The sequence below is a fragment of the Mycobacterium marseillense genome, assembly GCF_010731675.1.
Taxonomy (GTDB): domain Bacteria; phylum Actinomycetota; class Actinomycetes; order Mycobacteriales; family Mycobacteriaceae; genus Mycobacterium; species Mycobacterium marseillense.
Genome location: NZ_AP022584.1, coordinates 2,262,583 through 2,275,324, shown reverse-complemented (window position 1 = coordinate 2,275,324; position 12,742 = coordinate 2,262,583). Strand labels below are relative to the sequence as shown.

General features: G+C 70.3%; 15 protein-coding genes. 8 read left to right on the top strand and 7 right to left on the bottom strand.

What is annotated here, in order from left to right; genetic code table 11:
- Positions 1–18: 18 nt before the first annotated feature.
- On the bottom strand, positions 19–690 hold the full coding sequence (gene cofC / locus G6N26_RS10175; protein ID WP_083019762.1) for a 2-phospho-L-lactate guanylyltransferase: 672 nt from the start codon (positions 688–690) through the stop codon (positions 19–21).
- A gap of 159 nt (positions 691–849) precedes the next feature.
- Here cofC and G6N26_RS10170 point away from each other — a divergent pair, with 159 nt between their 5' ends.
- Positions 850–1,881, top strand: a complete 1,032-nt coding sequence (locus G6N26_RS10170; RefSeq protein ID WP_083019764.1) for an NAD(P)H-dependent glycerol-3-phosphate dehydrogenase — start codon at positions 850–852, stop codon at positions 1,879–1,881.
- 31 nt (positions 1,882–1,912) lie between these two features.
- Positions 1,913–3,058, top strand: a complete 1,146-nt coding sequence (locus G6N26_RS10165) for a D-alanine--D-alanine ligase family protein (protein WP_083019767.1) — start codon at positions 1,913–1,915, stop codon at positions 3,056–3,058.
- A gap of 21 nt (positions 3,059–3,079) precedes the next feature.
- Here the strand turns inward: G6N26_RS10165 and G6N26_RS10160 are convergent, their stop codons facing one another.
- On the bottom strand, positions 3,080–3,664 hold the full coding sequence (locus tag G6N26_RS10160; protein ID WP_083019769.1) for a DUF3515 domain-containing protein: 585 nt from the start codon (positions 3,662–3,664) through the stop codon (positions 3,080–3,082).
- A 45-nt stretch (positions 3,665–3,709) separates the two neighbouring features.
- Between G6N26_RS10160 and G6N26_RS10155 the strand changes: the two genes are divergently transcribed.
- Genes G6N26_RS10155 through G6N26_RS10145 form a run of 3 tightly spaced genes read left to right on the top strand, consistent with a single transcriptional unit; the run spans position 3,710 to position 6,317 of the window.
- Positions 3,710–4,657: a thiamine-phosphate kinase gene (locus G6N26_RS10155; protein ID WP_179960316.1), complete on the top strand. Its 948-nt coding sequence runs from the start codon at positions 3,710–3,712 to the stop codon at positions 4,655–4,657.
- 41 nt (positions 4,658–4,698) lie between these two features.
- Entirely contained in the window at positions 4,699–5,382 is a 684-nt protein-coding gene (locus G6N26_RS10150; protein WP_067168911.1) for a uracil-DNA glycosylase, read from the top strand.
- Positions 5,383–5,387: 5 nt separating this feature from the next.
- On the top strand, positions 5,388–6,317 hold the full coding sequence (locus tag G6N26_RS10145; protein ID WP_083019771.1) for an NADP-dependent oxidoreductase: 930 nt from the start codon (positions 5,388–5,390) through the stop codon (positions 6,315–6,317).
- A gap of 6 nt (positions 6,318–6,323) precedes the next feature.
- On the opposite strand, the gene G6N26_RS10140 is transcribed toward G6N26_RS10145, so the two are convergent.
- The 4 genes from G6N26_RS10140 to G6N26_RS10125 are packed head-to-tail and all read right to left on the bottom strand — an operon-like array spanning position 6,324 to position 10,031.
- Complete coding sequence (locus G6N26_RS10140; protein WP_083019772.1) at positions 6,324–7,154, bottom strand: oxidoreductase; 831 nt, start codon at positions 7,152–7,154, stop codon at positions 6,324–6,326.
- On the bottom strand, positions 7,155–8,399 hold the full coding sequence (locus G6N26_RS10135) for a hypothetical protein (protein ID WP_083019774.1): 1,245 nt from the start codon (positions 8,397–8,399) through the stop codon (positions 7,155–7,157). It abuts the gene before it with no gap.
- Complete coding sequence (locus G6N26_RS10130) at positions 8,392–9,582, bottom strand: sulfotransferase family protein (RefSeq protein ID WP_083019776.1); 1,191 nt, start codon at positions 9,580–9,582, stop codon at positions 8,392–8,394. Before G6N26_RS10130 ends, G6N26_RS10135 begins: the two co-directional genes overlap by 8 nt.
- Before the next feature lie 5 nt (positions 9,583–9,587).
- Entirely contained in the window at positions 9,588–10,031 is a 444-nt protein-coding gene (locus G6N26_RS10125; protein ID WP_083019778.1) for a nuclear transport factor 2 family protein, read from the bottom strand.
- A 99-nt stretch (positions 10,032–10,130) separates the two neighbouring features.
- Between G6N26_RS10125 and G6N26_RS10120 the strand changes: the two genes are divergently transcribed.
- The 3 genes from G6N26_RS10120 to G6N26_RS10110 are packed head-to-tail and all read left to right on the top strand — an operon-like array spanning position 10,131 to position 12,514.
- Positions 10,131–11,030, top strand: coding sequence for an SDR family NAD(P)-dependent oxidoreductase (locus G6N26_RS10120; protein WP_067168899.1), 900 nt, complete (start codon positions 10,131–10,133; stop codon positions 11,028–11,030).
- Positions 11,031–11,032: 2 nt separating this feature from the next.
- Positions 11,033–11,854, top strand: a complete 822-nt coding sequence (locus G6N26_RS10115; protein ID WP_083019780.1) for a mycofactocin-coupled SDR family oxidoreductase — start codon at positions 11,033–11,035, stop codon at positions 11,852–11,854.
- A 54-nt stretch (positions 11,855–11,908) separates the two neighbouring features.
- Complete coding sequence (locus G6N26_RS10110) at positions 11,909–12,514, top strand: nitroreductase (RefSeq protein WP_232067588.1); 606 nt, start codon at positions 11,909–11,911, stop codon at positions 12,512–12,514.
- A gap of 22 nt (positions 12,515–12,536) precedes the next feature.
- Here G6N26_RS10110 and rpmB read toward each other — a convergent pair whose 3' ends face one another.
- Positions 12,537–12,731, bottom strand: coding sequence for a 50S ribosomal protein L28 (gene rpmB, locus G6N26_RS10105; protein WP_067168895.1), 195 nt, complete (start codon positions 12,729–12,731; stop codon positions 12,537–12,539).
- Positions 12,732–12,742: the final 11 nt, after the last annotated feature.

Sequence of the window (12,742 nt, the reverse complement as noted above, 5' to 3'; positions counted from 1 at the left end):
CGGCCGTCGTGACCGGAATCAGTGCGCGGCGACGGCGCGGGCGGTCGCGGCCCCCACCCCGAGGCGGCGGGCGGCGGCGAGGTCGGTCGGGGTATCGACGTCACAGCGCAGGCCGGGCCACGCGCCGGTCAGCTCGATCGCACCCGAACTGCGGTGCCGCGCCGACGAATCGGAACCGAACCGGGGATCGAGCGGGCCCCCGAACGCGAAGAGCGCGGCGGTCCCGGTCGCCAGCCGGTCGGCGACGAAACTGCGCCGGTGCTGGCGCGCGGCGGCGACGGCCTCGGTCAGCTCCTGGGTTTGCAGCGCCGGCAAATCGCCTTGCAGCGCAACGACATTGGAGAACGAAGCGCCCACCGCACGCTCCGCGGTGGCGATCGCGTTGTTGAGGGGATCGGGGTGGCCCTCGGGCGTCGGGTCGGCCAGCGCCTCGGCACCCAGCTCGGCGGCCGCGGCGGCCGCCGCTTCGTCGGGCGTGATCACGGTGATCGACCCCAGCGCTTCCACGCGCCCCGCGGCGGTCAGGGTGTCCATCAACATCGCCAGCACCACGCTCTCGCGGGTGCGCGCCGAGAACACCGGCGCCAGTCTGGTCTTGGCCGCGGCGAGCCTCTTGACGGCGATGATCAACGCGACATCACCCACAGTGCCCGCGCCGCCAGGTGCGCCGTCGGCTCGCATGCCGCTCATGGGATGTCATCCTGCCAGCGGCGCCGCGGGCGCCGGCGTCATGGCCCCGGGGGCGCGCGGGGAGACGCTGGCGCGCGTGACGCCCGGTCCGTCGCTGATCTAGGGTGTAGCGGCTGCAGGTGCCGCGCGAGCAAGACCGACCACGACAGGGGGTGACGCATGACCAGCACGCATGCCGGTGTGACGGTCATGGGCGCCGGGGCGTGGGGCACGGCGCTGGCTAAGGTGCTCGTGGAGGCGGGTGGGCCGGACACGGAGGTCACGCTGTGGGCCCGCCGGCCCGAGCTCGCCGAGCGGATCAACGCCACCCGATCGAACCCGGACTATCTGCCCGGCACGTCGCTGCCGCCGGGCATCCGGGCCACCGCCGACGCCGCCGACGCGCTGCGCGGCGCGTCCACGGTGCTGCTCGGCGTGCCGGCCCAGACGCTGCGGAGCAACCTCGAGCGCTGGGCGCCGCTGCTGCCCGAGGGCGCGACCCTGGTCAGCCTGGCCAAGGGCATCGAGCTGGGCACCCTGATGCGGATGAGCCAGGTGATCGTCGCGGTGACCGGCGTCGACCCGGCGCAGGTCGCGGTGATCTCGGGGCCGAACCTGGCCAGCGAGATCGCCATATGCCAGCCCGCGGCGACGGTGGTCGCCTGCAGTGACTCGGGCCGGGCCGTCGCCCTGCAGCGCATGCTGAACAGCGGATACTTCCGCCCGTACACCAACAGTGACGTGGTCGGCACCGAGATCGGCGGGGCGTGCAAGAACGTCATCGCGCTCGCCTGCGGGATGGCGGCCGGTGTGGGACTCGGCGAAAACACCGCCGCGGCGATCATCACCCGGGGCCTGGCCGAGATCATGCGGCTGGGGATCGCGCTGGGCGCCAAGGGCGCGACGCTCGCCGGGCTGGCCGGCGTGGGTGACCTGGTGGCCACCTGCGGCTCCCCGCACTCGCGCAACCGGTCGTTCGGCGAGCGGCTCGGCCGCGGAGCAACCATCGAGTCGGTCCTTTCCGGCACGCCGGACAGCGGCGACGGGCACGTCGTCGAGGGTGTGACGTCCTGCGAGGCGGTGCTGGCGCTGGCGGCCAGCTACGACGTCGAAATGCCACTCACCGACGCCGTGCACCGGGTCTGCCACAAGGGGCTGTCGGTCGATGAGGCGATGGCGCTGCTGTTGGGCCGCAGCACCAAGCCCGAATGAGCCCCCACCAACCCGGTAGCCTCTTGAGATTGTGAATGCCAGCGATCGGTCGACGCCGCACCCCGGCTCAGGGGGCGGTGAGCGGGCGCGCGTGGCCGTCGTCTTCGGCGGGCGCAGCAACGAGCACGCCATCTCGTGCGTCTCGGCGGGCAGCATTTTGCGCAACCTCGACCCCGAGCGTTTCGAGGTGGTCGCGATCGGCATCACCCCGGAAGGTTCCTGGGTGCTCACCGACGCTGACCCTGCCGCGCTGGCGATCACCGAGCGGCGACTGCCCGAGGTGACCGCCGATTCGGGAACCGAGTTGGCGTTGCCGGCCGATCCGCGGCGCGGCGGCCAACTGGTGTCCCTCGCGCCCGGCGCCAGCGAGGTCCTGGCGTCCGTCGACGTGGTGTTCCCCGTGCTGCACGGGCCCTACGGCGAGGACGGCACCATTCAGGGGCTGCTCGAACTCGCCGGGGTGCCGTATGTGGGGGCCGGTGTGTTGGCCAGCGCGGCCGGCATGGACAAGGAGTTCACCAAGAAGCTGTTCGCCGCCGAGGGGTTGCCGGTCGGCGACTACGCGGTGCTGCGTCCCTCGCGCGCGAGGCTGCGGCCCGAGGAATGTCAGCGGCTGGGATTGCCGGTGTTCGTCAAGCCCGCACGGGGCGGTTCCTCGATCGGCGTGAGCCGGGTGTCGAGCTGGGATCAGTTGGACGCCGCCGTCGCCGCCGCGCGCCACCACGACCCCAAAGTCATCGTCGAGGCCGCGATCGTCGGCCGCGAGCTGGAGTGCGGTGTGCTCGAAATGCCCGACGGCACAGTCGAAGCCAGCGCGCTGGGCGAGATCCGGGTGGCCGGTGTTCGCGGCCGCGAGGATTCGTTCTACGACTTCGCCACCAAGTACCTCGACGACGCCGCCGAATTGGACGTGCCCGCCAAGGTCGACGACGAAATCGCCGACGCCGTGCGCCAATTGGCGATCCGCGCGTTCAAGGCCATCGACTGCCAGGGGCTGGCCCGGGTGGATTTCTTCCTCACCGAGGACGGGCCGGTGCTCAACGAGATCAACACGATGCCCGGATTCACCACGATTTCGATGTATCCGCGGATGTGGGCGGCCAGCGGCGTGGACTACGCGACATTGCTGGCGACGATGGTCGAGACGGCGTTGGCCCGCGGGGTAGGCCTGCGCTAGCGGGGGGTCGCCACCATTGCGCTAGCGGGCCGGCCCGGGGTTGATGGGCGCGACGGGGATGCGCTGCTCGATCACCTCGGAGAGGCGCTGGATCGGCGCCGGTCCTGACCCGGTGGGCAGCGTGAGCGCCACGTAGACCGGGCGATCCACCGCGTACCAGGTGGATCTGCCGGCGTCCCCGGCGGATTGCTGTTCGGAGCGCACCTGGAACCACTGCACCCGGTCGACCACCTGGAGCGGGGAGCCGACGACGAACTCGCCCGGGCGGTCCAGCCCGCAGCGCAGCACCACCGGGTCGCTGCCGCGACCGGTCCGCCAGGCCGCCGCGCCCGCCGGTTCGGGCTGCTCGAGCACCGCCCGCTGGTAATCGCCCAGGCGCGGCGGCAGTGCGTCCATCAGCGCCCGGCACGCGGGGCTTTCGGCCTGCGGCGCCGGGACGCCCGCGACGGCGACCGGTTGCGGGGGAGCCTCACGGGTGGCCGCGATCGCCAGGATCACCCCGATGGTCGCGACGGCCAGCGCGACCGCGACGATGATCACCGCGCGCGGCGGCGCGCCGTCGGCGTCCGATCCGGTTGCCACCGCGGCCACCTCCTGTCCCCACATCACTATCACCTCAGCTCACCCCGATGGCCAATTATCGTGGGTGTCGTGCGGGACGAATCGACGCTGCAGCAATTCGGCGAGTTCGCCGTCATCGACCGCCTGGTGGCCGGCCGCCGACAGCCCGATGCCGTGGTGCTCGGGCCGGGTGACGACGCGGCACTGGTGGCGGCGGGCGACGGCCGCGCCGTGGTATCGACCGACATGCTGGTGCAGGACCGCCACTTCCGGCTGGACTGGTCGACACCCCACGACATCGGCCGCAAGGCGATCGCCCAGAACGCCGCGGACATCGAGGCGATGGGCGCGCGGCCCACGGCGTTCGTCGTCGCCTTCGGCGCGCCCGGCGAGACCCCGGCCGCGGCGGTGGACGCGCTCGTCGACGGGATGTGGGACGAGGCGCAGCGGGTCGGGGCCGGCATCGCCGGCGGCGACCTGGTGAGCTGCCCGCAGTGGGTGATCTCGGTGACGGTGCTGGGCGACCTCGGCGGGCGCGAGCCGGTGCGGCGATCGGGCGCACGGCCCGGATCGCTGGTCGCCGTCGCCGGGGAGTTGGGCCGCTCCGCGGCGGGGTTTGCCCTGTGGCACAACGATATTGGTGGGTTCGACGAACTGCGGCGCCGGCATGCGGTGCCCGAGCCGCCGTACGGTCAGGGCGCGGCCGCGGCCGCCGGGGGTGCGCAGGCGATGATCGACGTCTCCGACGGCCTGATCGCCGACCTACGGCATATCGCCGACGCGTCGGGCGTGGGCATCGACCTGTCCACGGCGGCCCTGGCCGCCGACCGCGATGCGCTCGCCGCGGCGGCGGGCGCCGCGGGCGTCGATCCCTGGCCGTGGGTGCTGGGCGGCGGCGAAGACCACGCCCTGGTGGCATGTTTCACCGGACCCGCCCCGGCCGGATGGCGCATCATCGGGCGGGTTCTCGACGGGCCGGCCCGGGTGCTGGTCGACGATCAGGAGTGGAGCGGCCACGCCGGCTGGCAGTCGTACTAGGGTGACGCGGTGACCGTATACCCGATCGCGAAGGGCCGACGATGACGGCGCGCCCGTTGAGCGAATTGGTCGAGCCGGGCTGGGCGAGCGCGCTGCAACCCGTGGCCGGGCAGGTCGCCCAGATGGGGCAATTCCTGCGGGACGAGATCGCGGCCGGGCGCAGATACCTGCCCGCGGGGCCGAATGTGTTGCGCGCCTTCACCTATCCCTTCGACCAGGTCAGGGTGCTGATCGTCGGGCAGGACCCCTACCCGACGCCCGGACACGCTGTGGGCCTGAGCTTTTCGGTGGCCCCCGAGGTGCGGCCGCTGCCGCGCAGCCTGGCCAACATCTTTCAGGAGTACGCCTCCGACCTGGGCCACCCGCCGCCCTCGTGCGGTGACCTGACGCCCTGGGCGCAGCGCGGCGTGCTGCTGTTGAACAGGGTGCTCACCGTGCGCCCCAGCAATCCGGCGTCGCATCGGGGCAAGGGCTGGGAGACGGTGACCGAATGCGCCATCCGGGCGCTGACCGAGCGCTCGCTGCCCCTGGTGGCCATCCTGTGGGGCCGCGACGCCTCGACGCTCAAACCGATTCTCGCCCAAGGCAATTGCGTGGCCATCGAGTCGCCGCACCCCTCGCCGCTGTCGGCGTCACGGGGCTTCTTCGGCTCCCGCCCGTTCAGCCGTGCCAACGAACTGCTGGCCGGAATGGGTGCGGACGCGATCGATTGGCGGCTGCCCTGAACGAGATGACCGCGCTACGGGCGAACCGTCGCGGCGGCCCGGAACAACTGGTGATCGAGCGGGCGCCCGTGCCGGTGGCGGCCACCGGCGAAGCCTTGGTGGCCGTGCACGCGGCCGCCATCACCTTCGACGAGCTGACGTGGGAGGAGACGTGGACCCGCGACGGCGTCAGCCGGACCCCCGTCATCCCGTCCCACGAGGTCTCCGGTGTGGTGTCCGCGGTGGCCGACGGCGTCACCGATTTCGTGCCCGGCGACGAGGTCTATGGGCTGGTCGCGTTCGACCGCGACGGCGCGGCCGCCGATTTCGTCGCCGTGCCCGCAGCCGATTTGGCCGCCAAGCCGTCGACGGTCTCCCACGTCGTCGCCGCCGCGCTGCCGTTGGCCGGCCTGACCGCGTTGCAGGCTCTGGTCGACCATGCCGCGGTGCAGCCGGGAGAGACCGTGCTGGTGCACGGCGGCGCCGGGGGAGTCGGCCTGCTGACCGTTCAGCTGGCCGCCCTGTTGGGCGCGCAGGTGACCGCGACCGTGCGCAGCGACACCGCGAATCTCCTGCGCGGCTGCGGCGCGCAGCACGTGATCGACACGCGCACCGAGGCATTCGACGAAGCCGGCGCCGCCTACGACGTCGTCGTCGACACCGTCGGCGGCCAGGTGCTGGAAAGGTCCTACGGCGTGGTGCGCCGCGGCGGCCGGCTGGTGACCTTGTCGGCACCGCCGCCCGACGGCAAGGCCGACGAATTCGGCATCAGCGCAACCTTCTTCATCGTCACGCCCAATCGGGACCAGCTTGCCGAGCTCGCCGCGCTCGTCGACAGCGACAAGTTGCACATCGCGGTCGCCCAGACGTTCCCGCTCGACGAGGGCCGGGCGGCATTCGAAAGCCGCGAGCACGGCGGCCGCGCCGGCAAGACGGTCCTCGTCGTGCGCGATTGACGGGCGTCACGAGCCCGCGAAATTGACGTCCTTGGTGACGGCTTCCCATTCGTCGATGGATGCCGACAACGTGGCGATCTTGTCGCGCATGGCCTTGAGCACGTCGCGGCCCAGCAGCAACCGCAGCGGCGGGTCGTCGAGCTTGGCCACCATCAGCACCGCCTCGGCCACCTTGCGCGGGTCGCCGGGCAGGTGGTCGGCGAATTGCTTGATCAGGTCCTTGCGGGCCGCCACATCGGCGTAATCGGTGATCGGAGCCTCGGATTCCTTCATCGACCTCGTGGCCCAATCGGTACGGAACGCGCCCGGTTCGACGGCGGTCACCTTGATGCCCAGGGGACGGACCTCGGCGGCGAGCGCCTCGGTGACCGCCTCCAGCGCGAACTTGGTCGACGAATAGTAGGCGTTGGGCGGGTTGGCCACCAGGCCGGTCATCGAGGAGATGTTGATGATGTGGCCCGACCCGCGGGCCCGCATGGCCGGCAGCACCGCCTTGATCATGTCGACGGCGCCGAAGTAGTTCACGTCGAACAGCTTTCGGACCTCGGCGTCCTCGCCCTCTTCCACCGCGGACAGGTAGCCGTGCCCGGCGTTGTTGACCAGCACATCGATTCCGCCGAAGGCCTCGTCGGCCGCCGCCACGGCGGCCGCGACCTGGCGGGTGTCGGTCACGTCGAGGGCGACGGCCAGCGCCCGATCGCCGAACTCGTCGGCGAAGTCCCGCACGGCCTCGGCCCGCCGCGCGGTCACCACCACGCTGTGACCGGCTTCCAGTGCGGCGCGGGCGATTTCGCGTCCGAAGCCGGTGGAGCATCCCGTGATCAGCCAGCGAGCCATCTAGCTTGTTCCTTCCGGTAGGCGGCGCAGATAGGCCTTGCGGCGCTCGGCGAGGTGGGCGGCCCGCTGCTGCGGGCTCACCCGGGCGAGGTGGGGCACCTCGGCGTCGAGCTGGTCCAGCTTGACGACGCGGCCCCGCGCACCGAGGTCTTCGCGGGGACCGTTCTCACCGAACTCCGCCATGCGCAGCGTCAGGATGGCTTCGCGCAGGCCGTCGGAGTCGATCCAGTTGGCCACTCCGGGATCGACGGGTGAGATCACGTACGTGTAGGTGCCGTCCTCGCCTGCGACCGACTGCGCCTTGTTGAGGCTGCCGGTGCGGTCGACGAGTTCGAGCGTGGTGCCCCAGATATTGCTGAGCGGCACGGTGAAGTATTCGGCGCCGCCGTCGTTGACGTCGACGACGAACGCCTCGTCGGGGGCGAGATCGAAACGGCCCATCACGTACACCTGGTTGCGCATGGCGCCGACCTTGTCGGCCGACCAGGCCAGGTTGAAATGGTTGGCCGGCATCTTGTACACGCCGTGGCTGAGCTTGCCGGTGAAGTTCGCGAAGTAGTCCATCATCGCCGCGGTGGCCTCGGCCTGCTCGTCGAGGGTGCGCGCCGGTGTTGCGGCCGGGCGGCCAAGCCGTTGCACCTCAAGGTGATTGGGATCGTCGCGGCCCCAGTCCAGGAGCACGTCGCGAATGTAGAACTCGTGTGCCGCCGGGGAGGTACGCACGTGGTTGGGCCGGCCGTTGGCGGGTTCGGAGTCGACGGTGATGGTGAAGCTGCCGTCGGAGTCGACCGACATGGTGCGGCCGTTGAGCACGTCGACGGTGCCCATGTTCGCGTCCCAGAGGGTGAAGTAGTTCTCGGTCATCCGGTGTTGCCCGACCCGGCCGTGAATCTCGTAGCGCTCGTCACCGGAGATGGGGATCACCCGGTACACGCTGTCGGGATTGTCGATGCCCCAACGCGATCCGGGGATCCGGCGCCCGTCCACGGGGTGCGCCAGCCGAGTGATGCAACTGACCTTCGGCCGCAGCTTGTCCTGGTTGGACGACCATACCGCCGCCGAGAACATCACCTCGGCGAACGCGTCGTCGAATCGTTCGCGCATCGCGTCCGACGCCTTGGCGCGACTGAGCCAGGTCTCGGCGACTGTGCGGTAGGCGGCTTTGACGGTGGGGTGCTCGATCAGGTCGAGGGCCGCCAGCTCCTGCTCGTGCTGGGACGCCGTCGCGACCGGGTCATCAGGCATGTGCTGTTCCTCCGATGAATTGCGCAAAACGCTCGTTGTACAACGTGAATCGCTCATCGACCTGCTCGGCACGCAGGCCGTAGTTCTCCAGCCCGTACGGCGGGCGGGCCACCTCGCGCGGACGCTCACGCAGCCAGCGCCGCATCGCGTCCTCGGCCTCGGCGGTCAGCGGCACCCCGATCGCGTCGTAGACCCGGGCGACCTGACCGATCGGGTCGGCCACCGCCTCGTCGAACCCGATGTCGGTGACCACGGCATCCTGATCAGTCCAGCCGTCGCGGACCGCCATCGCCCGGTCGTTGGTCCAGCCCATCCGTGCCAACCATTGCGCACCGACTCGGTGCGCGTCGACGGTATCGGCGTGCATCGCGTGCAGGGTCGCGTTCAGGCTGGCCCCCGACGCGATGGTGGTACGCGGGTCGCGATGCATGTGCACGATATGCAGGTCGGGAAACTGGGCGCGCAGGGTATTCAAATACCCCAGGTGCGCAGGCGATTTGAGCACCCAACGCTGACCGACCAGCCCCCGGCGGCGTTTTTGCCATTGCAAGAACTGCAGCATGCGGTGCAGGTAGGCATAGGCGGGGGAGAAGTCCCGGCGGTCGAGCCAGGACCGGTAGTGGGGCAGGTGGGCGCCCGACTCGGGGACATGCGACAAGAAGGCGTCCGCCAGGAAGACGATCTCCTCCTCGGCTTCGGTGGCGTACATCGGGTGGATGGAGAACAGCTCGGGCGCCAATTCGCGCGATTTCGCTTCGCGCGCTTGGCTGATGGCGATGCGCGAATCCACCCCGGTGAACGGCTGGTTCAACCGCGGTGCGACCTCGACGACCTCCCACCCGTAGGCGCAGACGAAGCGCGGATCGGCCGCCAGCAGGCGCTGCAACAGCGTGGTCCCGCTGCGCATCATCCCGACGACGACGATCGGCGCGGCCACCCGCTCGTCGAGAATCTCGGGATGGCGGCGGACCCACTCCTGCGCGCGCAGCCGCATCCGCAGGCTGTGCACGATGCCCGACCGCAGGATGTGGGCGCCGATCGCGTTGAGATCGGCGCGCGCATAGTCGCGGAGCAGCACGGCCAGCGGCTCTTCGAATTCGCCGGGGCCCCAGTCGGTGAGCGCTTCCTTGCGTTGCGCGTCGGCCAGGATGGCGGCCCGCTCGAAGACGCTGGGGGATGTCACGAGGGTCAGAATTTCAGGTGCTGGCTGACGTCGCCGACCTGGTCGACGAACATCGTGCGGCTGTCGAAACACCAAGCGCCGTCCACCCGGTGGAAGGTGTCCCTGTAATGCCCGGTCACGATGACCTGCAGCGGCAGCTCGGGCGTGGCCTGGGTGACGCAGTAGTAGGAGGTGCTCGTCGCGGTGCCCTGCGCCTCGTCGATGTACAGCTGCACGTTGGTGGTGTTGTGCTTGGTCTTCGGGGTGCCGTCTTCGTAGATGCGCGTGGCCATCTCGTACATCTCGCGGACCCGGGCCGACCCGGCGAACACCGTCTCCGGCGGCCCGTCCTCCACGCCGCAGATGCGGCCGTGCTCGAAGAGGCCGGCCACCCCGTCCAGGTCGCCGCCGTCGAGAAGCTGCGCATAGGTGTAGATGAGATTGGTGATCTCGGTGCCGCTGTCACTCATGTCGAACCGCCTCGGAAAAGTCCGTCCGCTGTGCTTCCGCGACCAATGTTGGCAGAACCGGTCCAACTTACATAGAACCGCCGATTACTCTTAGTCGCCGTGACCTTACCGTGGACGCCGAGCAGGCTCGGCAACCTGACCGGCAAGCGCGTGATCGTGACGGGAGCGACCAACGGGGTCGGGCTGGGCACCTCGCGCGCGCTCGCCAACGCCGGCGCGCACGTGATCCTGGCCGCGCGCAACACCGAACTCGGCGCGCAACGCGCGACTGAAATCTCAGCAATCGGCGGTGCGACATCCGTGCTCAAGCTCGACCTCGCCGACCTGTCGTCGGTGCGGGCCTTCGCGGACCTGATCGACGAGCCGGTGGACATCCTGATCAACAACGCCGGCGCCCTCACCGACCGCCGCACCGAGACGGTCGACGGATTCGAGATGACGCTGGGCACCAATTTGCTCGGGCCGTTCGCGCTGACCAATCTGCTGCTGCCCAAGGTGCGTTCGCAGATCATCAACGTCGGCTCCGACGCCCACCGGTCGGCGACGCTGCACCTCGACGACCTGCACCTGCGCCGCCACAAGTGGACGAGACTGGGCGCCTATGCGCAGTCCAAGCTCGCGGTCATGCTGTGGGGGCTCGAGCTGGACCGCAGGCTGCGCGTGGCCGCAGCTCCGCTCGTCACGCACCTCACCCACCCCGGCTGGGTGGCCTCGAACCTGTCCAACCTGGGCGACTCGCCGCTGATGTCGCTGGCGCACAAGGGGGTCAAGGCGGTGGCCGACCGGTTGGCCAACGACATCGACGAGGGCGCGGCGCCGACGCTGTACTGCATCAGCGAGCCGATTCCGCCGGGCAGCTACGTCGGGGTCAGCGGCAGGTTCGGGCTGCGCGGCGGACCGGTGCTGATCGGCCGGACGCCGCTGGCGTGCGACTACGACGCGGCCGCGCGGCTGGTGGCCTTCGCCGAGCGCGAGACCGGCACGAAATTGGAGATCTGAGCATGGGTGAATTCGACAACGTCGTCGCCGTCGTGACCGGCGCCGCGCGGGGCCAGGGCCGCAGCCACGCCGGCGCACTGGCCGCCCACGGTGCCGACATCATCGCCGTCGACATCTGTGCCGACCTCGAGGCGATCCCCTACGCCCTGGCCACCGAGACCGAGCTGGCCGAAACCGTCCAGCTGGTCGGGTCCGCGGGCCGCAAGGCGGTTCCGGTGATCGCCGACGTCCGCGACCTTGCGGGTCTGCGGGCCGGGGTGCAGGCGGGTATCGACGAACTCGGCGAGGTCGACGTCGTCATCGCCAACGCCGGGGTGGTGGCGATCGGCGTCACTGAGCCCGACTCCGAGCCGGTGTTCAACACGATCGTCGACACCAACCTCAAGGGCGTGTGGCACACGATGCTGGCGACGGTCCCCTCGATCGTGCGCAAGGGTCGGGGCGGATCGGTCGTGCTGGTCAGTTCGTCGCAGGGCCTCACGGGCCGCGGCGGTGACGGCAGCGCCGCGATGTTCGCCTACGCCGCGTCAAAGCACGGTGTCGTGGGTCTGATGCGCTCGGCGGCCAATGCCTATGCGCCGCATAAGATTCGGGTCAATTCGGTCCACCCCAGCGGCGTCGCGACGCCGATGATTCTCAACGACTTCGTGGTGAACCGGATGATGGAGAACCCGAACCCGGCCATCTCTCAGATGCTGCTGCCCGGCGTGCCGTTGGTCGAGGCGCAGGACGTCACCGAGGCGGTGCTGTGGCTGGCCGGGCCGCGGTCGCGCTACGTGACCGGCGTGTCGATGCCGGTCGACGCCGGCCACATCGTCATGTAGGGGGTAGGGGTGTACGACCTCGACGAGACCATCCGGGCGCGGCGCTCTACGCGCATGTTCCTGCCCACCCCGGTGCCGCGCCACCTGGTCGACGAGTCGCTGGAGCTCGCCATGCGGGCGCCGTCGAACTCCAACGTCCAGCCGTGGCAGGTGGTCTTCGCCTCCGGAGCGGCGCGCGAGCGGCTGGTAGCGGCCATGCTGGCCAAGGCGGGATCCGAATCGCCGAACGTGCCGCAGCTGCCCGAGGCGTTCGCCCACCTGCGCCGCGAACTGGGCGCGCAGGTCTACGGCTCGATGGGCATTCTGCGCAGCGACACCGAAGCCCGGCGCGTCGCCGTGCTGCGCAACTGGGAGTTCTTCCGCGCCCCGCTGGGCGGCGTGGTCTCGATGCATCGGGACTTCGGCCTGGTCGACAGCATGGGCGTCGGGATGTTTTTGCAGACGCTGCTACTGGCGCTGACGGCCCGCGGGCTGGGCACCTGCGTGCAGGTGTCGATCGCGGGCTATCCCGACATCGTGCGGGAGGAACTCGGCATCCCACCCGAGATGACGCTGCTGTGTGGTCTCGCGGTCGGCTACCCCGACCCCGATTTCCCCGGCAACTCGCTGCGCATCGGCCGCGAGAGCGTGGACAAGCACGTGGTTTTCCTGGACGAGTGAGACGCCGAAAAACCCGCTGCCGCTAGCCGCGAACGACCTTGCCGGCCTTGATGCACGACGTGCAGACGTTGAGGCGCTGCTTGTTGCCGCCCGGACGGGTGACGGCGTGCACGGTCTGGACGTTGGGGTCCCACCGGCGGCTGGTGCGGCGGTGGGAGTGCGACACCGACTTGCCGAAGCCGGGGCCTTTCCCGCAGATGTCGCACACAGCGGCCATTGTTCAAGCTC

Excerpts from the sequence above, each read along its gene's own strand:
- cofC (WP_083019762.1), bottom strand. The coding sequence starts at position 690 with ATGAGCGGCATGCGAGCCGACGGCGCACCTGGCGGCGCGGGCACTGTG.
- G6N26_RS10160 (WP_083019769.1), bottom strand. The coding sequence starts at position 3,664 with ATGTGGGGACAGGAGGTGGCCGCGGTGGCAACCGGATCGGACGCCGAC.
- G6N26_RS10150 (WP_067168911.1), top strand. The coding sequence starts at position 4,699 with ATGACGGCGCGCCCGTTGAGCGAATTGGTCGAGCCGGGCTGGGCGAGC.
- G6N26_RS10140 (WP_083019772.1), bottom strand. The coding sequence starts at position 7,154 with ATGGCTCGCTGGCTGATCACGGGATGCTCCACCGGCTTCGGACGCGAA.
- G6N26_RS10135 (WP_083019774.1), bottom strand. The coding sequence starts at position 8,399 with ATGCCTGATGACCCGGTCGCGACGGCGTCCCAGCACGAGCAGGAGCTG.
- rpmB (WP_067168895.1), bottom strand. The coding sequence starts at position 12,731 with ATGGCCGCTGTGTGCGACATCTGCGGGAAAGGCCCCGGCTTCGGCAAG.
- G6N26_RS10145 (WP_083019771.1), top strand. The coding sequence starts at position 5,388 with ATGACCGCGCTACGGGCGAACCGTCGCGGCGGCCCGGAACAACTGGTG.
- G6N26_RS10115 (WP_083019780.1), top strand. The coding sequence starts at position 11,033 with ATGGGTGAATTCGACAACGTCGTCGCCGTCGTGACCGGCGCCGCGCGG.
- G6N26_RS10170 (WP_083019764.1), top strand. The coding sequence starts at position 850 with ATGACCAGCACGCATGCCGGTGTGACGGTCATGGGCGCCGGGGCGTGG.
- G6N26_RS10125 (WP_083019778.1), bottom strand. The coding sequence starts at position 10,031 with ATGAGTGACAGCGGCACCGAGATCACCAATCTCATCTACACCTATGCG.
- G6N26_RS10110 (WP_232067588.1), top strand. The coding sequence starts at position 11,909 with ATGTTCCTGCCCACCCCGGTGCCGCGCCACCTGGTCGACGAGTCGCTG.